Raw genomic sequence first — 18,730 nt, forward strand, 5'->3', positions numbered from 1 at the left:
GTTTTATTTGTCTGGTCGCTGGAGCTGTGGGTTGCTTTTAGCATCCTTCGTGGCCTCTTTCGCGGGTTTTAGGCCAGTCATCGTCTTTTTGTCCTCTGACAACCGGCAACAACAGCCGGAAGTCCTGGGTCGGGGTCAAGCTGCTGTGCTTCGTCTGCACGGGGACCATGTCATTGCGGCAGGTTTAGGAGGCGCTGGCAGGGGACGTGTCACCGCTATGTTCGGGTCAAGTGCCGGCGGTAGAGGTGCAGGGGCTGTTTGCGCCCGAAGAGGTAAAAAAGATCAACACAGAAGGATCTTCCTTTCGACAGAGGGGGTATGCAGCTTGCGTTAGACTATGTCATTCGACTTGTTGGGTACGGTATGAAGAATAATAGTTCTGCTCTTGAAGCGTGGTTGGCTAGCAATGCGCTATCCGTATTGGTTTGGACAACTTTCGGCGCTGTTCTGTCGGCCATTGGGTTTGTAGCCCCCTACGTGATTCGTTTTTGGGGTGGCTCGCTCTCAGGTAACGGAGATGATTGGGGTGGTTTCGGCAGCTACCTAGGGGGCACCGTTGGCCCCTTGCTCACGTTCATTACGGTCATTGCATTGCTGGCTACTCTGGCTGTCCAGCGTAAAGAGTCGCGAGAGAACGCTACCGAACGACAAGAGCGCGATGATGCAAGCGCGATTGAGCAAAAAAAGCGCGACCGTGCGGCAGCCGTGCAGGCATTTGAGAACACCTTTTTCGCATGGCTCCGTGCCTACCGGGATTTGCTCGTCGAAATTGAAATACTCAAAAGTTACAGCAATGGGCGAGAGGCCTTCCGGGGGCGACGTGCATTGATGCTGGAATGGGAGCAAAACCTTCAATCGGAAATAATTGTTGGACAGTTGCTGAGTGTTGAGCAGTGGTGGAAAAATGGTGGGGCGGAATGGGCGCCTTATGTTCTCCCTGCCGAGTTATTGAACACATCTAGATCGATGCGTTCAAATGATTGGTTGCGATCCCTTCCCCCCACTGCAAAGCCGGTTGCAAATAGCCTCGTCATGAAGCGCTGGGACGATTTGTATAACGATCAGGAGTACAACCTCGACAATCTTTTCAGGGTTCTTTTCCGGCTTCTGAAATGGGTTGATTCACAAGATCCTGAGATTCTGACTTCAGCTCAGAAATGGCACTACATCAGCATTGCCCGTAGCCAGCTATCATGGATTGAGCTGGTGTATTTGTTTTTCAATGGCCTGAGTGAGCGGGGCATAAGGTTCAAGGTGCTTTGTGAGCGCTATGCGCTTTTTGACAATCTCACGTTCAAGGACGCTGCTCTTGAGAATCTTCGCTGGCACTCGTCAGGGAAGGGAGCTACGTACGCTGAGTCGGCCTTTTATTCTTCCATTGCACGTGCTGCGCTTGGCCTTCCTGTAGATAGTGATGAGATCCAAGTAAAGGCGATGGAGCATTTGTGATGTTGCCGTAGCGTTCTCATGTACAGCCACGCCCTGAGTCGCCAGCGTGTCGTACGCTCGGATTACCTTCAGATGAAACGCCGGGCTGATCCACATAGCGTAGGCATAGACGATTTCACGGGCAACGTAGGTGCCACCTGAGCGGCCCATCATGGTTTTAACTCCCGGAATCCCGAGACTTTTCCGCTTCAACTCGGTCGATGAAATGGGCAGGCTGGTGGCGCTTCTCCCCTCCAGATGCCTTATGCAGGTCATTCAGGCAGTAACGCCCCTCGGTGTCCTGACGGATAGCGAAAGAGGCGATTGGGAGGGAGGAGGTGGTCAGGGAGGAGGGCTTCCCGCAAAGGAGGTAAGCTCCCCGATATTCCATCTGGAGTCACGCCATGCCCGAGAACCTGATCCGCGAGATAGCTCAGCAGATCGTCCAGCAGCAGATCCTAGAAAACTGGATCTTCTATGCCCTCATCCTCGCTGTATCGGTGGTCAGTGTTGCGCTATCTGCGCTGCTGACCTCATACATTCGCAAGCGTGCCGAGACCTACGCCAGCAAGGCCGATCTGAAGGAGCTTGTCCGGCAGTTGGAAGAGACCACCAAGGCAGCGGAGAAAGTGAAGGCCGCCATATCCCACGAAGACTGGGCCGCGAGGGAGTGGAAGACGCTACGAAGGGTGAAACTGGAGGAGTTGCTGGAAGTATCCAGCAGCCTTGAACCTCGCTTGGAGATGCTCCGCCGAGTTGCGCTCATGGGCGGCGACATGCCTGTTGTGCCGGAACCAATAGCAAAGATGGAGCAACTGGCGAGTTTGTATTTTCCTGAACTGCGCAATGAAGTGGAAGCTGTTAGATCGGCTTACTATGTCCTCGTCTCGCATGTTTTCGACGCTAGCCTAAAGTTGGCTCCGGCAGGTATCAGTGATGCCGGTAAGGATATTGTGATTAACGCCTTTTTCGATGCTTACAGCCCCGCACAACCTGCCTTAATACATGCTTTAGCCTCTCTTCAAGCCAAAGCTCCGGAAGTGCTGCTTGCAGTCATGCAGGCGGAAACAGGGGAAAAATAAAACAGGGAAGCACGGTCATACGTCATAAACTTTTCCGCCCGCTAATCCCCGACTTTCCGGGTATTAATCCCCCAGCCTCCCAAGCTCTCAAGTCCGCCCTGTACTGACCCCACACCATCAACCCCGCGATAGGCGCAAGGGCCAGCATCAGGGGCGCGAAGATGACCAGCGCAGACCAGCAGATCGGCTGCTGTGGGTCTGCTCGGGCGAATAGGGGGCGCTTGAACGGGTGTATGGGCTTGGGCCTGCTCACTGCGCTGCCCCCTCTGCGGTCTTCTTGCTGCGGGTGATCCTGCCGGCCTGCTCAAGGTACTTGTAGAGGCTTTCTCGGCTCAGGCCGTACTTCTTCGCCAGTGCTGACCGTCCTTTGCTGTTGGCTGCTTCATCCTCTGCAGCCAGCTCGCGGACCTTCTCAGGAGTGAGCTTCGCCACGCCTCCCCTGTACTTGCCTGCCTCCTTGGCGATGGCGATGCCCTCTAGCTGGCGCTCTTTGATGAGTGCCCGTTCAAACTGCGCCACGGCCCCTAGCATGTGCATCATCAGAGTAGCCATGGGGTCCGCCCGGTCATTGGTGAAGGTGAGCCCCTGTGTGATGAACTTGACCACTACGCCCTTGGCGGTCAGCGTCTCCACGATCTTCTCCAGATCCCCAAGGCTGCGGGCGAGGCGGTCAATGGAATGGACGATGAAGGTGTCACCCTCGCGGCAGTGATCGATAGCGGCCTGTAGTTGTGGCCTGTTGGTGTCCTTACCGCTGGCTTTGTCGGTGAAGGTCTTGTCTGTGGTGATCCCGTCTAGCTGGCGCTCAGTGTTCTGCCCAATGCTACTGACGCGGATGTATCCGACTACGTGCCCCATCTTCCTGACTCCTCGCTGATGAATGTGTCTAGTTGAACTCTAAGACTATTCATGCCTTGTTGTCAATCGGATGAAAACAAACTCAGATTGGACACTTTTTCTGTCAAGGGTGGGTGTCTGGCTGGGGTGTAGCCTGACTGGACACTGACGGGAGGGGCGAGGCAGGACCGGGCAGAATGTCCGCTAGTTGTCCCGGCGGTGCCCGTGCTGGGTCGAGTGAGGGGCAGGCCAAGGGCGAGACGGTGAGGGCCGCTAGTGCGCTCGCTCCGGCTGGGTGAGGGTGGCTCCGGGGGCCGGGTACGGGGGGAAGATGCTAGGGCTACGGGCGAGGGGTGACCTCTCGGATTTTTTCCAGCAAGTTTTTGCCCCTTTGTCATGTCTGTGATCCAATCATCACTTACTCACGTGACGCCACCTGGAATGCCATGGACATCAAGATATTGGACCTAAATCTGAAAAGTGTCGCAGCTCCCACTAGGAAGTTGATCGAGGTAATCAGCAAAGGAATGGGCGCTGTTTATGAGCCCATTGGCGTGCGGAGAGAAGCGGATGCTGAGGCCTATAAGATTCGTGCGTTAGCCGCTGCCAAAGCCGATGCCCTCAAAATCACCTCAGAGGGAAAGGCTGCTGCCGAGAATGCGTACAAACTCGAAAAGCTCACTGATGAGGAAATCTCACTGCACGAGCGCGCTCGATTGCGTCTCATCGCAAAGGAAATCGAGGGGCAAAAGAACATTGAAGCAATCGTCGATGCAGCATTTACAGCATTGCCCTCCAGCGTGTCGGATCAGGATGTTTCGGATGACTGGCGCCGGAAGTTTTTTCAAGAGGCAGAAAACATCTGCGATGAGGATTTACAGATTTTCTGGGCAAAGCTTCTTGCCGGAGAGGTGGCTTCACCCGGTTCGTTTAGTCTGCGCACTCTAGATGTGCTGAAGCAACTATCGCAGGACGAAGCGGCTTCGTTTGTAAAACTCTGCAGATTGGCGATGTCGGATGGCACCATACCGCTGTGTGGTCGCGGCCTGGATACCGCCTACAAAGCGTGGGGTGTGTCTTATGAAGATATTCTGAGCCTTCGTGATGCAGGGCTCTTGCTCCACGAGGCTAACTTGCACAATACGTTTTACCCGCTTGACGGTGTCGCTCCAACAGCTTCGCAGCGAGGCCGTTTTGGATATAACGGGTACATCCTTGAGATCGAAAAACCGTATCTTGGGGAAATGAAATGGGAAATATTAGGATTTACTCGAGCGGGTCGCGAGCTTCAAAATCTTGTTCCGGTAGATCCTGACGAGACATTTTTAAGGGCATTTGCTGCCCATCTGAGAGTGTTGGGTGTGACATTGAGCCGAGTATTGGCCATTAACGCAGAAGGTAACGACACCCTCAGCCCACCGTACTAGTCCTGTTTTTGACTAATTTTTCTGTGGTAGTTCTGTGGTACATTGTTTAGTACACACAGCCTGAAGCCCAGTATTCATGAGGGTTTTGGAGGGGTTCGATAGTTCGATCATGCCCTTCCTGGGCACCACTAGGTTTTCAAGTCTTGCGGTGGGTTATTCATTACCTGCCGATGTGCTGGGGACTTTTCGGAAACCGAATAGGTTCAGCATCTTTCTCAGAAAACAAATCCCAAGCTTCTGATTTGTTGCTGTTTCTTATTTTCCTGTTTGCTCTGTCTGGCGTGAGTTGATGGTGCCGTCAAAACCGGAGCCTGTCTGCCCACTTTGAAGGGCGAGTCTCGCGCGCACATGTTCACGCGAACTGCGTGTGATTGTTCCTAGGGTGCAGTGCGACTTAGTTGTGGCCTCCTTTGCCGGTGTGCTCTTCTACGACGAAAGTTATAGTTCTTGACTTGAGTGCAGATGCGTATCATTCTCATTATTCGCATGCCGCGAACGATGCGGTGTCCGTGCCGTCCTCCACTCCAGCAGGAAACCTCTTTTCATGAACAGCCTGTCTGTCCTGCCCGCATGCCGAAAACAGCATGCGGCCGTACTCCTTGCACTCTTCTCCCTGGCAGCGCGCGCCGTTGAACCTACCGCCAGCGCCTCAGCTCCGATCAGCGAACTGGGCGTGATCACCGTCACTGGCCAGAGTGCCCGTGGTCTGCGTGCCGATACGGTGGAGGCAGGCAGCTTCCGCGGTTCGGATGTGATGGATGTGCCTTCCACGGTAAATGTGGTGACACGCGAAGCACTTGATCAGCAGGCTGCCAGCGGCCTGTATGACGCCGTGCGCAACACCGCCGGCGTGACGCGCCAGCAAAATGGCGGAGAAACTTGGGATCAGCTGGTTATCCGTGGCATCGCGGTGGAGAACCGCACCAATTACCGGCTGAACGGTTCATTGCCGATCATGAACTTCGGGCAGGCCATGCTTGAGGACAAGGAGCGTGTTGAGGTTCTCAAGGGCGCGTCCGCGCTCTACTACGGCTTTGCTGCGCCGGCGGGCATCGTGAATTATGTGACCAAGCGGCCGACCGCAAAGCCCCTGACTAGCGTATCGATGAACCTTGATCAGTATGGCACCGCGATACTGGCCACGGATATGAGTCGTCGCTATGGCGAGAATGACCAGTATGGGCTGCGGCTGAATGCGGGTGGTGGCGCAGTGGGCAGCTATCTCGACGGAGTGGATTCCGGCAATCGCCGATTTGCCGCGGCCGCCTTCGACTGGAAGGTGTCGAACCGCCTGCGCTTGAAAACGGACCTCGAATACGATCACCGCAAGACCACCGAGCAGGTCGGCGTTACGCTGCCGACAGCAGTCAATGGCGTGATTACGCTGCCGCATCCGGTTGACCCGAAGAAGAGCGTCGGTCCGAGCGACTCGAAGTTCGAGACGGATGCAGTGAACGCCTTGCTCCGAGCCGATTACGCGCTGGACGACAACTGGACGCTGACCTTCGAAGGTGGCCATGCGCAGACCTCGCGCGATCGCAATCTGGCTACCTTCCGTTTCACTAGCGCGGCCACGGTGGCGACTGGCGCTGGCCGCATCCAGGGCACGAGCCAGCATTCGCTGGTGAAGTCCGATCTAGTGAAGAGCGAGCTTTTCGGCACGGTTGACGCGTTTGGCCGGCGTCACGAGTTGACCTTTGGGCTCTCGCAGACGGACAAGTCGCAAGACGCGATTTACAGCACCACCTACACCGTGGCTTCACAGAATCTTTACAGTCCGGTTTCGATCGGTTCTGTCGTGTGGGCTGCCACGCCAACCAGCCCGACCACGGCCGAGCTCAATACCACCGATACCGGCTTCTACGCGATGGACCGCATTGCGCTGTCTGATCACTGGCAAATCATCGGTGGTTTGCGGCATTCGCTGTATCGAAGCGACCAGGCCGACAACCACTATGACGTCAGCAAAACTACGCCGATGCTTGCCGCGGTGTATCGTCCGCTCACTTCGCTCTCGCTCTACGCCTCTTATGCGCGAGGGTTGGAGGAGGGTGACACAGCCCCGACCGGAGCGCTCAACGTGGGTGAGCGGATGGCGCCTGGCGTGAGCAAGCAGTACGAACTGGGCTCGCGCTGGCAGGTGCTGGGGGATACGTTGCTTTCTGCGGCAATCTTCCAGATCGACCGGCCCGGTGCCTACACCGGCACCGATGGCTACTACGTGGCCGATGGCGAGCAACGCTATCGCGGCCTCGAACTCTCGACTCAGGGCAAGATCACACGGGATCTGGGCTGGCTCACCTCGGCACAATGGCTGGATCCGCGTTTCCGCAAGAGCGCGGCGGCCTACGTTGGCAAGCTGCCCGAAAATGCTGCCCGCCGGACGGCGAGCGCCTTCCTGACGCTGGATGTGGCCTGGGTGCCGGGCCTTACACTCAATGGGGGCAGCTACTACACAGGGCGTCGTCCCGTTGATGATCTGAACCAGGCATGGTTACCGTCGGTGACGCTCTACGCTGCTGGCGCGCGTTATGCGACTCACATCTTCTCTAGGGCAGTAAGCTGGCAGCTCAACATCGAGAATCTGACTGACAAAGAATACTGGGCTGGTGCCGGTACCCGACTTGCGGCCGGGGCGCCGCGCACGGTCAAGCTCGGCGTGAAGATCGATCTCTGAGATGAGCAGGTCTGCCGGCGGGGTGAGCGCAATCCTGCGCTGGAGCTTCTTCCAGCTGCATTGGCTGATCGGCATCACCGCCGGCAGCCTCCTGATGCTGATCGGGCTTTCCGGGGCGATGATGTCGTTCGAGGAGGAGATCCTCGATATGCTGAATCCGGGTCTGCGCAGCGTGCCGGTGCAATCGGTGCCCATGCTCGCACCGCCGCTGCTTCTGGCTGTAGTGGTGCCGCTGCCCAGCGGCGAGCGAATCGCCACCGCTATTTTTTCTGCCGAAGCGGGGCGCAGCGTGCAACTGCTGCTGCAGACGCCTCCTGGGGCGAGCAAGCTGCTGCCGCTCTATGTCCATCCCTATACCGGCCAACTGCTTGGCGAAGCGCGTGGCCAGGCTTTCTTTGAATGGATCGAGCGCCTGCACCGCTTTTTTCTGCTGCCACGTGAGCCGGGGCGAGTCGTCGCCGGCATTTTGTCGAGTAGCTTGTTGCTGCTGATCGCGTCGGGCCTTTACCTGCGCTGGCCCCGCAGGCCTCTGGACTTGCGCACCTGGCTTGGCTTCAACCCACGCCTGAAGGGTAGGCCCTTCCTTTGGAGCCTACATGCGGTGCTGGCAACCTGGGCTCTGCCGGCCTGGTTGCTGCTTACAGCTACCGGAATCTACTGGTCCTTCGATAGCGTGCGCAGCTCTGTCGACAGCTGGGCCGGTATTGAACGCGCCCCCCGCGTGAAGAAGGAGATGCCGCCAAAGGCCGATCTTAATGGAGCCGTGCCGGACATTTCGCTCGCCTGGCAGCGCTTTTCCGACAAGGTGCCGGCCTGGCGCGAGTTGCGCGTACGGCCGCCGGAAACCGCGTCGGCTGCGCTCGAAATCCTGTGGCTGCTGCCGGATGCCGCGCATCAGCGCGAGCGCAACCGTATGCTCATTGCGCTCGATGGCAAGCTGAAGAAGGACGAGCGCTTTGCCGACCAGAGCACGGGCAAGCGTGTACTGGCGATGATTCATCCGCTGCATATGGGGCGCGACTTCGGTCTCGCCGTGCAACTCTTTATGATGCTTTCGGGATTGGCACTGCCGGTGCTGGGGGTGACTGGCTGGCTGCTCTATCTTTCGCGGCGGCGTGGCGCGCGCGAGGCTGAGCGTCAGCGCAAGGCGCTTTTGCCGGTCGTAGGCGTAGCGGCGGAAGAGTCCATCCTGGTGGCCTGGGCGAGTCAGACCGGCCGCGCCGAGTCGCTCGCGCTGCGCACTGCCGCCGCGCTGCAGGCCGCTGGCCGCGCTGTGGTGCTGAGGCCACTTGCCAGTCTTCAGCCGGCAGAGCTGGCGGGCTTTCCGCAGGCGCTGTTCGTGGTCAGTACCTTCGGCGAAGGTGAGGCGCCTGATACGGCTCGCGGCTTTGCTCGAGCATTGGGTTTGGCCGATCTGGAACTCGAACGTTTGCGTTTTGCAGTGCTCGCACTGGGAAACCGGCAGTACCGTCAGTTCTGCGGTTTCGGCCACAGCTTGCAGGCCGCCTTGCTGCGTTTCGGGGCTCAAGCCTGGCAGCCGCTTACGCCTGCCTGTGAAACCGAGCCGGCGGCTGTCGAGCACTGGTTTGCAGGGCTGAAGCGCTTTGGTGTGAGGGATGACAGCCTGAGCGCTTCAGCCCAAGCCGCGCCTGCCTGGGAGCCGTGGCGCCTTGCGCAGCGCACGCTGCTCAACCCTGGCAGCAGTGGCTCGCCACTGTTCGAACTCACGCTGCTGCCAGCCAAAGGGGAGCTGCCACACTGGACTCCCGGCGCACTGGTAGAGATCCTTCCCTGTCCCCATTCATGTTCCGTTGAGCCGGATCTACCGGCGCCACGTCGCTACTCGATTGCCTCGATCCCGGAAGATGGGTGTCTTCAGTTAATCGTACGCCAGCATCATCATGCCCTGGGCATCGGGCTGGCTTCGGGTTTCCTGACCCTGAATTGCCCGCTCGATGGCGAACTGGCGCTGCGGCTGCGGGCAAATCCGAGCTTCACTCTCGCTGAGGACGATAGCCCCAGCATTTTCATCGGCAATGGCTCCGGTATTGCCGGCCTGCGTGGCTTGCTGCGCGAACGTGTGCGACGCGGCATCGGGCGAAACTGGCTGGTCTTCGGGGAGCGCCATCGTGCCACCGATAGCGTGTGCGAAACCGAGTTCGGAGTCTGGGTGCAGGCGGGCTTGCTGGAGGTGGATCGTGTCTTCTCGCGCGAGCCGGGCGGCTGCCATGTGCAGGACTTTCTGCGTGGCGAGTCCGCACGCCTCATGCGCTGGCTGGGTGAAGGCGCAGTGATTCATGTCTGCGGTAGTTTGCAGGGCATGGCGGGGGGCGTGGATGCCATGCTTGAAGCCTTGCTAGGGCGTGAAGGGCTGGACTTGCTGATCGCTCAAAAGCGCTACCGGCGCGACGTGTACTGAGCACACCAACGCCCCGAGCGACATTCGCTTGCATAAATTGTCTCCAGGCGTGGAAACATGCTTTTCTGAGGCGATCGCCAGGGTCGAGAGATCCTCTACAACATCGGGCGCTTTCAGAAAGCAGCGCTTTGTCGTTACACTTATCGCAGCTTCAGGTTCCTGCTCTGCGTCATGCACGTGCAGGTGAAATGGGAAGCCGGTGCGTGCAGCCTTCGGGTTGCGACAATTCCGGCGCTGCCCCCGCAACGGTAAGCGAGTCAAGAATGAACCGGTCAGCACGCTGCTGCTGATCTGGCCACTGTATCCAGTCGGGTATGGGAAGGCGGTTCATTCCGGTGTGCCTTGAGGCCACCACTCGCAAGCCCGGAGACCTGCCTGATGCATTGACGCAGGCCGTTGCGGTGGGCGATGGGGTGCATGTCATGAGGGGCCTCATTGCGTCCCTGCCTGTGCCCATCCGGTGTCCCTCACCACGGGCTGCAGCTCATGATGTTCATCCCTTCTTTCTCTCCTGGCCGTTCCGGCCTGCGTCGTTTCATCCACTACGCAGCGCCCGGTGGGGGCGCAAAGGAGAGTCGCAATGCATATCGAACCGGGCCAACTGGCCGCTTCCACAATTCTCGGCGCCAATGTCGTCGCCAGCGCGCTACTGGTCAGCCAGTTGCCGGGCCTGCTGCTGCGCCCGGCGCTGTGGCTGCGCACCCTGCTGGCAGCAGGTTTTTTCTCGCTGTTCATGCAGATGTATCACCTGCCGGTGGGACCGTCTGAACTGCATTTTGTTGGCGCCATGCCGATCTACCTGTTGTTCGGTTTCCTGCCAACGCTATTCGGCTTCGCCCTGGGGCTGCTGGCGCAGGGGCTGATATTCGAACCGCAGGATCTGCTGCATCTGGGCGTCAATGCGCTCTCACTGATGCTGCCGCTGCTGGCAGTGCACTTCAGCGTAGGCCGCCGCCTGGCCGAGGCAGCCCGTAATGGCGAGATCGCGTCCCTGCTCAAGCTGGATGGTTTCTATTACTCAGGCGTCACCTTGATGGTGGGTTTCTGGCTCAGCCAGGGATTGGTGGCGACGCCACTCGTGGAGTGGGCTCACTTCGCTGCGAGCTATGTGACGCTGGTGCTCTTGGAACCGGTCTTTACCTGGGGCATCGTCAGCCTGCTGACGCGAGCTTCCGGGCAGACTGCCACGCCGGCCTGGGCGCGTCTGTGCCTGGATGAGAAGCTGGTTCAGCGCAGCGCGGCCTGACGATGTCTGTTGTCGCAAAGACGCCTGCCGGCCAGTCCGGCACGGTCTGGTTCGTCGGTGCCGGCCCGGGCGATCCTGAGCTCATCACGGTCAAGGGCCGTAGCCTGATCGAAGTGGCCGGCGCGATCCTGTTCGCCGGCTCGCTGGTCAGCGAGGCCGCTACGCGCTGGGCGCCATCAGCGTGTGTGATCACCGACAGCAAGGACATGACGCTGGAGCAGATGTCCGAGTGGCTCGTCGAACAGAGCTCACGCCATGCTGTAGTCGTGCGTCTGCAGACTGGAGATCCGGCGCTCTACGGCACGCTGATCGAGATGGTGCGGCCACTGGATGCGCTGGGTATTCCGGTGGGCGTGGTGCCCGGTGTGTCCTCGGCAATGGCCTCGGCGGCGGCGGCGGTGGAAAGCTTCACCCTGCCCGAGATCACCCAGACGACCATTTTCACGCGCATCGAAGGGCGCACGCCGATGCCTCCCGGTGAGGACCTCGCCGCGCTGGCGGCGCATCGCTGCACGCTGTGTATCTTCCTGTCCATCACCCTGATGCACAAGCTCGAAGCGGGCTTGCGCGCAGCGGGCTGGGCGGAGGATGCGCCGATTCTCGTCGTGCACAAGGCGAGCTGGCCGGGTGAGGAAATCATCCTGCGCGGCACGCTCGCCACCATCAAACAACAGTGTCGTGAAGCGCGCATCGTGAGCCAGGCTATGGTGATCGCAAGCCCCACCCTGGGCGCACGCGAATGGCCCGAACTCGCACGCTCCAAGCTTTACGACCCGCGCTTTACCCATCGATTCAGAAAGGCCAGCGCATGAACACCACGACTATCCTCCTCGTCGGCCACGGCTCGCGCGAGGAGTCCGGTAACGCCGAAATCCGCGATTTCGTTACGCAGTGGCGCAGCCGCCAGCCGGCATGGCGGATCGAGGTCTGCTTCATCGAGTTCGCTCCGCCATCGCTGCATGATGGCTTGCTCGCGGCGGCTGCGCAGAGCCGGCGTGTCTTCGTGCTGCCGCTGATTCTGAATGCAGCCGGGCATGTGAAGATGGAAATCCCGGAAGCCATCGAGCATGCACGCGAACATTACCCGGGGGTCGAATTCCTGTATGGCCCCCATCTGAGCGCTTGCGATCCGATCCTGGATATCCTCAAGAATCGTCTGCGCGCTGGCATGCAGCAGCTGGACGTGCCGGACCCGACCACCACCGGCATCATCCTGCTCGGCCGTGGCTCGTCGGATCGCGCCGCCAATGGCGACATGGCCAAGATGGCGCGCTGGTTGCAGGAGGAAGGCGATCACGAGCTGGTGGATCTGGCTTTCACCGGCATCACCTGGCCCCGCCTGGAGCGGGTGGTGCAGCGTCAGGCCTTGCTGGGCATGACCCAGATCGTGGTGCTGCCTTATTACCTCTACACCGGCACGCTGATGCAGCGCATCCATCGCCAGGTGGCGCATCTGCGCAGCCAGTATCCGCAGATCCGGTTTGCCTGTGGCGAGCATTTCGGATTCGAGCCCGAAATTTTTGCCCTGCTTGAGCAGCGGGTGCAGGATCTCCAAGCGGGGCGCGCCGAGAGCACTTTGCCTTGCGATGGCTGCAGCTATCGTGAGCTGGCGCATGACATGGGCCATGGCCACTCGCATGAGCATACCCATGCGCCGCAGCCGCTGAGTTTCGTGCCCCCCACTGCGCAGCCACTGCATGCGGAGCACGCCGGATGAGCAGTGTGAATACCGTCACCGAGCAGCTCACGCGTGCTGGTCAGCTCATCGAGCACGATAGCTTCGCGATCATCGATGCAGAGGTCGGCACGCATGCCTACAGCGCCGAGCAGTGGCCCATCGTGCGCCGCATGATTCACGCCAATGCCGATTTCGAGTTCAACGGTCTGACGGCTTTCCATCCGCAGGCGGTGGAGGCGGGCATCGCTGCAATGCTGGGCGGTGCTGCCGCGATGGTGGCGGATGTCGAGATGATCTGCTCTGGCCTCTCGCGGCCGCGTCTCGCGCACTTTGGCATTCAGGCGCATCACTTCATCAGCGATCCGGATGTGATCGCCGCCGCCCAGGTGGCGGATACGACGCGGGCCGTGCAGGCCATGCGCAAGGCGCAGCGCCTGGGTTTGCTGGAGGGGGCCATTGTCGGCATCGGTAATGCGCCCACGGCGCTGATCGAGCTGGTGCGCCTGATCCGCGAAGAAGGCGTGCGTCCCGCGCTGGTCATCGGCATGCCGGTGGGCTTTGTGGCCGCCGCAGAGTCCAAGGCCTTGATGGCGGAAATCGATGCCGTGCCGTGGATCGTGATCCGGGGCCGCAAAGGCGGCTCCACACTGGTGGTGGCGGCACTGCATGCCTTGCTGGCCCTAGCCGAGGCCAGGCAGAAAGCGCCCGCATGAGTGATGCCACGGGCGCCTCGCCCAAACCGCGCGGCACGCGTACCGGTTTCACGACCGGTGCCTGCTCTGCCGCAGCGGCGCGGGCGGCGGTTCATGGGCTGATGCTGGGGGTGATCCCCGCGCGCATCGAGTCGCAATTGCCGAATGCGCAGCGCGTGGAGTTCGCCGTTTGCGAACCTTATTGCCAGCCGCCCGGTGAGGATGGCCACGTCATGCTGGCGCGAGCGGTCGTCGTGAAGTTTGCAGGCGATGACCCGGACTGTACCGATGGCGCCCGGCTCACGGCCGAGCTGCAGCGCCTGCCTGGGCGTGCCGGCTGGATCGAGATTACCGGTGGAGCAGGGGTGGGTGTGGTGAGCCTGCCCGGGCTGGGGCTGCCGGTGGGGGAAGCCGCGATCAACCCCAAGCCGCGCGCCAATATCGAGGCCAATCTGCGGGAGGTGGCGGGCAGCCTGCTGGCACAGGACGGGTTGCGCGTGATCATCTCGGTGCCTGGCGGCGAAGAGATGGCGCGCAAGACACACAACGCGCGTCTGGGCATTCTCGGCGGCATCTCGATTCTCGGTACCACCGGCATCGTCAAGCCTTACAGCACTGCAGCCTGGCGCGCGAGCGTGGTTCAGGGCGTGCAACTGGCGGCCAGCCTCGGCCAGCGAAACGCGCGTTCGATTGTGGTACTGACGACTGGCGGGCGCACCGAGCAGTTCGCGATGCGTGAATACGCCGATCTAGCGCCGGGTGCCTTTGTGCAGATGGGGGACTTCCTGCGCTATGCGCTGGACGAAGCCGCTATGCGCGGCATCCGCCAGGTGGTGATCGCCGCCATGGTCGGCAAGCTGACCAAGATCGCCCAGGGTGAAACCATCACCCATGCCAACCGGGCCGAGGTGGACACCCGCCTGCTGGCCGAGCTGGCCGCCGGGATTGGCGCCAGTGCCGAGGATTGCACGGAGATCGAAGCCAATCCGACCGCGCGTTTTGCGGCCGAGCGCATGGCCGAGCGCGGGTTGCATCTTGCCTTTCACCAGGCGCTGGCCGAACGCACCGTGCATACCTTGTGTGACCCCCAGGTGGGGCGCTACGCCGGCCGCTTCGCGCTGCAGGTACTGGTGTGTGATTTCGATGGCCAGAAAATCTGCGCAGCGCACTCCGCCGCCGCCGATCCGCAGCGGGCCAATCTGCCGCTGCAGCCAGTAGTGGCCGATGACGAGGAGCAGGACTGAAACCATGAATGATGTGTTGTGTAATACCGTGGCGCGCGATCCCATGCCGTGCCGCGTGATCGGTGTGCTGGATGATGGCGCGGCCAGCCTGGCGTCTCCCGCACTGGCCCACCTGCGCGCAGCGCAGCTGGTGATTGGCGCACCGCGAACCCTGGGCTTGTTCGAGGACGAAATCGCGCCCGATGCCGAGCGCCATGTGCTGGGCGCCTTGCCCGAGCTTGTGGAGCGCATCCGCTTGGCACGCGAGGCGAATCAGGCGGTGGTCCTGCTCGCCACCGGGGATCCGCTGTGTCACGGCATCGCGGCTTACCTGGCGGCGCAGCTGTGTCTGCAGGCCATCGAGGTGCTGCCCAATGTATCCACCCTGCAGCTGGCCTGCGCACGTGTCGGTCTGCCCTGGGCCGATGCGCGCATCGTATCCATCCATGCCCGGGATGCCGGCGAATGGCAGTGCGGCGCAGCGCCCGGGCATGGTTTGTATGAACTGGCGCAGGCCTTGCGTCGACATGACCGGCTGCTGGTGCTGACCAGCCCGGCCAATACGCCGGACCGGGTTGCCCGGCTGCTGATGGCGGAGGGGCTGGCAGAGGATTTCGAGTTGGCCGTGGCCGAGCGCCTGAATCAGGCCGGCGAGCGGGTGCTGGCGGATCTGCGCCCGGCCGATGCAGCCAGCATGCAGTTTGCCGACCCCAATGTGCTGCTGCTGTGGCGGGTGCGCGAGCGTCGCCAGCCGGTGCGTTTCGGCTTGATGGATGCCACCTATGCCCAGCGCCAGCCGGAGAAGGGCCTGATCACCAAGCAGGAGGTGCGGGCCGTGTCCCTCGCGCGGATGCAGCTGCGTGCAGATAGTCGCGTCTGGGATATCGGCGCGGGCAGCGGCTCGGTGGGGCTCGAGGCGGCGCGTTTGTGTCCGCAAGGCCACGTCTGGGCAATCGAAAAAAATGCCGATGATTTCGCGATTGCCGGGCGAAACCGCGCGGCTTTCGGCTTGAGCAATCACACCCTCGTTCATGGCAAGGCGCCGGAGGGGCTTGATTTGTGGCCGGATCCGGATGCGGTCTTTATTGGTGGCTCCGGGGGTGAGCTGGCCGGATTGATCAAGCTTTGCCTGAAGCGTTTGCGCACCGAGGGCTGGCTGGTGATGAATTTCGTGACCCTGGAAAACCTTGCCACGGCAACCGCTGCACTCGAAGAGGCCGGCGCGCAGTGGGATGTACTGCAACTGCAGGCGGCGCGCAGCAAGCCGATTCTCGCCATGCACCGGATGGCGGCGGAGAACCCGGTGTGGATCGTGTGTGCCCGGCAGGGTGAGGTGCAAATGAACAAGGAACTGACGGATGGTGAATGAAGCTTCACGCATGGGCACGCTGTACGGGCTCAGCCTGGGCCCGGGTGACCCGGGCCTGATCACCCGGCGGGCCTGGGCTCTGCTTGAGCGGCGCGATGCGCTATGGGTCTATCCCACGCGCAGCAGCAAGTCGCCCAGCTATGCTTACGACATTGTTGGGCGGGCTGGCCTGCTGCCGCCGGCTGAGCATCAGGCACTGCTGTTTCCGATGACGCATGATGCCGAGAAGCTGGTGCGCAGCTGGGAACGTGCGGCTGACTACGTGCTGCCGCGTCTGCAGGCCGGGCAGGATGTGATGTTCCTGGTGGAGGGGGACGCCAGTACCTATGCGACCTTCGGCCATCTGGTGCGCAGTTTGCGGGCGCGCGAGGACGGTCTGGCGGTGGAGGTGGTGGCGGGCGTGAATTCCTTCAGCGCCGCCAGTGCGGCACTGGCCCGCCCCTTGTGCGAGCAGGACGATACGGTGGCCATCGTGCCCGCGGCCTATGGCGTGAGCGCGATCGACCGCCTGCTGGAGGATTTCGATTCGCTGGTGCTGCTCAAGGTCAAACCCTTGATCGAAGATCTCCTCGACTGGCTGGAGGCGCGTGAGCTGCTCGCGGGTGCCAGCCTTATCGAACGTTGCGGCGCGCCCGACGAACGCATCCTGCGTGGTGAGGAGATGCTTGCTTTGCGTGGCAGCACGGTCAGCTATCTGTCGCTGATGCTGGTGCATAGCCCGCACCGGATTCGTGGCGAGCGGATCCGGGGCTGCCTGAAGAAAAGCACGAGCCAGGCGCAAGCCGCTTCGGAGCCGGCATGAGCACGACGGATTCCGTGTCACCGGTATTGCCGCGGCTGGTGCTGGTGGCGATCACCCGCCATGGTGCGGCGCAGGCTGCCAGGCTCGCGGCAGCCCTGCCGCTGGCCGAGCTGTGCGTAGCGGCAAAGTTCGGTGAAGCGCTGGAAGGTTTGCCGAATCACGTGCACAGCTACACCGGCGCGTTTCGCGACGAAATCGCGGCGCTGTTTGCGGGTTACGACCAGATCGTTTTCTTTGTTTCGCTCGGCGCGGTGGTGCGCCTGATCGCCCCGCACCTCAAGAACAAGGATGAAGACCCTGGCGTGCTGGTGATCGATGACGCTGGCCAGTTCGTGATTCCGGTGCTCTCGGGCCATGTGGGCGGCGCCAACGCGATGGCCGAGACCCTCGCCGCTTTGCTGGGCGCAGCGCCGGTGCTGACCACCGCTTCCGACGTGGGCAAGACCATTCCGGTCGACATCCTCGGTCGCGAGCTCGGCTGGCGCGTTGAGGCGCCGAAAATCAATATCACCCGGGCGTCCGCCGCGGTAGTCAACGAAGAAGCGGTGGCCTTCGTGCAGGAGGCAGGCTCCCCACACTGGTGGACCCGGCCCACGCCGTTGCCGCCCAACATCCATCTGTATGCGCGTTTTGACGAGGTGCCGCTGGAACGTTATGCCGCCGTGCTGTGGGTGACTCATGCCGAGATCGCGCCCGCGCAGTGGGAAGCCCTCCGCGAGCGCCTGGTGGTCTATCGCCCGCCGCTGGGGGGCGCATGAAAATCGCTATTGGTCTGGGCTGTGATCGCGGCACGCCGCAGGCAACGCTTGAACGTGCAGTGGATGAGGCCCTTGAGATGGCCGGCGCCGTGGCCAGCGAAGTCGTGGCACTGGCCAGCATCACGCTCAAGGCTGACGAAGCCGGGCTGCTGGCTTTGGCACAGGCGCGTGGCTGGCCCTTGTGCTTCTATCCGCCGGCGCTGCTGGCCGAAGTGGCGGTGCCCAATCCTTCGGAAACGGTGCGGCATTACACCGGCACCCCCTCGGTGAGCGAAGCGGCGGCCTTGCTCGCGGCGCAGGCTACCGATGCGCGGGCCCTGCGGGTCGAAAAGCATCGCGTAAAGGGAGCGGACGGGCGGAACGCCACGGTTTCGGTGGCCGCTGTAGATGCCGAGCGCATTCTGTTCGACCAGCAGGCCCGCCAGTCGGCACATGCGCTGCTGGCCGCGCGGCGCGACATGCGTCATTTCCAGAGCGGCTGCAGCATCGATGCGGCAACCCGCGAGCGCCTGGCCGCAGCCTTGATGCAGGCGCCCTCGGTTGGCCTGATGCAGCCCTGGCGCGTGCTGCGCATCAGCGATACCGGGCTGCGCGCACGCCTGGCCGACTGCGTGAGCGCAGAGTGCGAGCGTACGGCGCAGGCCTTGGGATCACGGGAAGAGGCCTTCCGCGCGCTCAAGGTGGAGGGTGTGCGCGAGTGCGCCGAGCTGTGGGTAGTGCTGCTGGCCCCGGATGACGGCACCGTGTTCGGCCGCCGCACGATGGCGCAGGAAATGGCCTGGTGTTCGGTTGGCGCGGCGGTGCAGAACCTGTGGCTCGCCGCCCGCGCCGAGAACCTGGGCTTGGGCTGGGTGTCGCTGTTCGAGCCGGCGGAGCTGGCCGTGTTGTTGCAGTTGCCGCCGGGCGCCCAGGCTCTGGGCCTGCTGTGCATCGGCCCGGTGGCGAGTTTTTATCCGGCACCGATGCTGAGCATCACCGACTGGCGCCAGCCACGCGCACCCGCCGCATTATTCGGCGAGAACCGCTGGGCATTTTCCGAAGATTCCGCGGCGGATGCCTGTGCATCTGCCGGGCCCTTGAAGCAGGAGTAGT

Annotated in this window: 16 protein-coding genes and 1 riboswitch; of the genes, 14 read left to right on the forward strand and 2 right to left on the reverse strand. The window is 61.6% G+C overall.

The annotated features are described in order from the left end of the window. The first annotated feature begins 363 nt into the window (after nucleotides 1-363). Nucleotides 364-1,449 (forward strand): putative phage abortive infection protein, encoded by a 1,086-nt coding sequence (locus Q3Y64_RS03145; protein ID WP_303560082.1) that lies wholly within the window; start codon nucleotides 364-366, stop codon nucleotides 1,447-1,449. Here the strand turns inward: Q3Y64_RS03145 and Q3Y64_RS19480 are convergent. Further along, nucleotides 1,333-1,704: a KilA-N domain-containing protein gene (locus Q3Y64_RS19480; RefSeq protein ID WP_368506637.1), complete on the reverse strand. Its 372-nt coding sequence runs from the start codon at nucleotides 1,702-1,704 to the stop codon at nucleotides 1,333-1,335. The genes Q3Y64_RS03145 and Q3Y64_RS19480 overlap by 117 nt on opposite strands. A gap of 128 nt (nucleotides 1,705-1,832) precedes the next feature. On the opposite strand from Q3Y64_RS19480, the gene Q3Y64_RS03150 reads away from it, so the two are divergent. Further along, nucleotides 1,833-2,510 carry a hypothetical protein gene (locus tag Q3Y64_RS03150; RefSeq protein WP_303560083.1) on the forward strand — a complete coding sequence of 226 codons (678 nt, stop codon included), beginning with the start codon at nucleotides 1,833-1,835 and terminating at the stop codon, nucleotides 2,508-2,510. 249 nt (nucleotides 2,511-2,759) lie between these two features. Here the strand turns inward: Q3Y64_RS03150 and Q3Y64_RS03155 are convergent, their stop codons facing one another. Beyond that, nucleotides 2,760-3,368, reverse strand: a complete 609-nt coding sequence (locus Q3Y64_RS03155; protein ID WP_303560084.1) for a recombinase family protein — start codon at nucleotides 3,366-3,368, stop codon at nucleotides 2,760-2,762. A gap of 425 nt (nucleotides 3,369-3,793) precedes the next feature. On the opposite strand from Q3Y64_RS03155, the gene Q3Y64_RS03160 reads away from it, so the two are divergent. The 12 genes from Q3Y64_RS03160 to bluB all read left to right on the forward strand — a co-directional run bounded on the left by Q3Y64_RS03160 (nucleotide 3,794) and on the right by bluB (nucleotide 18,729). After that, nucleotides 3,794-4,774, forward strand: coding sequence for a DUF2806 domain-containing protein (locus tag Q3Y64_RS03160; RefSeq protein WP_303560085.1), 981 nt, complete (start codon nucleotides 3,794-3,796; stop codon nucleotides 4,772-4,774). A 544-nt stretch (nucleotides 4,775-5,318) separates the two neighbouring features. Then, nucleotides 5,319-7,451, forward strand: coding sequence for a TonB-dependent siderophore receptor (locus Q3Y64_RS03165; RefSeq protein ID WP_303560086.1), 2,133 nt, complete (start codon nucleotides 5,319-5,321; stop codon nucleotides 7,449-7,451). A gap of 1 nt (nucleotide 7,452) precedes the next feature. Then, nucleotides 7,453-9,870 (forward strand): sulfite reductase flavoprotein subunit alpha, encoded by a 2,418-nt coding sequence (locus Q3Y64_RS03170; protein WP_303560087.1) that lies wholly within the window; start codon nucleotides 7,453-7,455, stop codon nucleotides 9,868-9,870. Nucleotides 9,871-10,006: 136 nt separating this feature from the next. Continuing rightward, nucleotides 10,007-10,264, forward strand: a riboswitch (cobalamin riboswitch). A gap of 186 nt (nucleotides 10,265-10,450) precedes the next feature. After that, nucleotides 10,451-11,116, forward strand: coding sequence for an energy-coupling factor ABC transporter permease (locus Q3Y64_RS03175; RefSeq protein ID WP_303560088.1), 666 nt, complete (start codon nucleotides 10,451-10,453; stop codon nucleotides 11,114-11,116). 2 nt (nucleotides 11,117-11,118) lie between these two features. Continuing rightward, nucleotides 11,119-11,928, forward strand: a complete 810-nt coding sequence (gene cobM / locus Q3Y64_RS03180; protein ID WP_303560089.1) for a precorrin-4 C(11)-methyltransferase — start codon at nucleotides 11,119-11,121, stop codon at nucleotides 11,926-11,928. After that, nucleotides 11,925-12,833, forward strand: a complete 909-nt coding sequence (locus Q3Y64_RS03185; protein WP_303560090.1) for a sirohydrochlorin chelatase — start codon at nucleotides 11,925-11,927, stop codon at nucleotides 12,831-12,833. Before cobM ends, Q3Y64_RS03185 begins: the two co-directional genes overlap by 4 nt. After that, complete coding sequence (locus tag Q3Y64_RS03190) at nucleotides 12,830-13,507, forward strand: precorrin-8X methylmutase (protein ID WP_303560091.1); 678 nt, start codon at nucleotides 12,830-12,832, stop codon at nucleotides 13,505-13,507. The genes Q3Y64_RS03185 and Q3Y64_RS03190 overlap by 4 nt, the downstream gene beginning before the upstream one ends. Next, nucleotides 13,504-14,730 carry a cobalt-precorrin-5B (C(1))-methyltransferase gene (locus Q3Y64_RS03195; RefSeq protein ID WP_303560092.1) on the forward strand — a complete coding sequence of 409 codons (1,227 nt, stop codon included), beginning with the start codon at nucleotides 13,504-13,506 and terminating at the stop codon, nucleotides 14,728-14,730. Before Q3Y64_RS03190 ends, Q3Y64_RS03195 begins: the two co-directional genes overlap by 4 nt. Before the next feature lie 4 nt (nucleotides 14,731-14,734). After that, entirely contained in the window at nucleotides 14,735-16,078 is a 1,344-nt protein-coding gene (cbiE, locus tag Q3Y64_RS03200; RefSeq protein ID WP_303560093.1) for a precorrin-6y C5,15-methyltransferase (decarboxylating) subunit CbiE, read from the forward strand. Then, a complete protein-coding gene (gene cobI / locus Q3Y64_RS03205; RefSeq protein ID WP_303560094.1) occupies nucleotides 16,068-16,880 on the forward strand; it encodes a precorrin-2 C(20)-methyltransferase in 813 nt (270 codons plus the stop codon). The genes cbiE and cobI overlap by 11 nt, the downstream gene beginning before the upstream one ends. Continuing rightward, entirely contained in the window at nucleotides 16,877-17,638 is a 762-nt protein-coding gene (locus Q3Y64_RS03210) for a cobalamin biosynthesis central domain-containing protein (protein WP_303560095.1), read from the forward strand. The genes cobI and Q3Y64_RS03210 overlap by 4 nt, the downstream gene beginning before the upstream one ends. After that, nucleotides 17,635-18,729, forward strand: a complete 1,095-nt coding sequence (gene bluB, locus Q3Y64_RS03220) for a 5,6-dimethylbenzimidazole synthase (RefSeq protein ID WP_368506638.1) — start codon at nucleotides 17,635-17,637, stop codon at nucleotides 18,727-18,729. The genes Q3Y64_RS03210 and bluB overlap by 4 nt, the downstream gene beginning before the upstream one ends. Nucleotide 18,730 lies beyond the last annotated feature (1 nt).

Source organism: Uliginosibacterium sp. 31-12 (assembly GCF_030548425.1).
Taxonomy (GTDB): Bacteria; Pseudomonadota; Gammaproteobacteria; order Burkholderiales; family Rhodocyclaceae; genus Uliginosibacterium; species Uliginosibacterium aquaticum.

Coding starts and splice junctions, on each gene's coding strand:
- Q3Y64_RS03210 (WP_303560095.1), top strand. CDS start 16,877: ATGAGCACGACGGATTCCGTGTCACCGGTATTGCCGCGGCTGGTGCTG.
- cbiE (WP_303560093.1), top strand. CDS start 14,735: ATGAATGATGTGTTGTGTAATACCGTGGCGCGCGATCCCATGCCGTGC.
- Q3Y64_RS03165 (WP_303560086.1), top strand. CDS start 5,319: ATGAACAGCCTGTCTGTCCTGCCCGCATGCCGAAAACAGCATGCGGCC.
- cobM (WP_303560089.1), top strand. CDS start 11,119: ATGTCTGTTGTCGCAAAGACGCCTGCCGGCCAGTCCGGCACGGTCTGG.
- Q3Y64_RS03175 (WP_303560088.1), top strand. CDS start 10,451: ATGCATATCGAACCGGGCCAACTGGCCGCTTCCACAATTCTCGGCGCC.
- Q3Y64_RS03155 (WP_303560084.1), bottom strand. CDS start 3,368: ATGGGGCACGTAGTCGGATACATCCGCGTCAGTAGCATTGGGCAGAAC.
- Q3Y64_RS03160 (WP_303560085.1), top strand. CDS start 3,794: ATGGACATCAAGATATTGGACCTAAATCTGAAAAGTGTCGCAGCTCCC.
- cobI (WP_303560094.1), top strand. CDS start 16,068: ATGGTGAATGAAGCTTCACGCATGGGCACGCTGTACGGGCTCAGCCTG.
- Q3Y64_RS19480 (WP_368506637.1), bottom strand. CDS start 1,704: ATGACCTGCATAAGGCATCTGGAGGGGAGAAGCGCCACCAGCCTGCCC.
- Q3Y64_RS03170 (WP_303560087.1), top strand. CDS start 7,453: ATGAGCAGGTCTGCCGGCGGGGTGAGCGCAATCCTGCGCTGGAGCTTC.
- Q3Y64_RS03145 (WP_303560082.1), top strand. CDS start 364: ATGAAGAATAATAGTTCTGCTCTTGAAGCGTGGTTGGCTAGCAATGCG.
- Q3Y64_RS03150 (WP_303560083.1), top strand. CDS start 1,833: ATGCCCGAGAACCTGATCCGCGAGATAGCTCAGCAGATCGTCCAGCAG.
- Q3Y64_RS03195 (WP_303560092.1), top strand. CDS start 13,504: ATGAGTGATGCCACGGGCGCCTCGCCCAAACCGCGCGGCACGCGTACC.
- Q3Y64_RS03185 (WP_303560090.1), top strand. CDS start 11,925: ATGAACACCACGACTATCCTCCTCGTCGGCCACGGCTCGCGCGAGGAG.
- Q3Y64_RS03190 (WP_303560091.1), top strand. CDS start 12,830: ATGAGCAGTGTGAATACCGTCACCGAGCAGCTCACGCGTGCTGGTCAG.
- bluB (WP_368506638.1), top strand. CDS start 17,635: ATGAAAATCGCTATTGGTCTGGGCTGTGATCGCGGCACGCCGCAGGCA.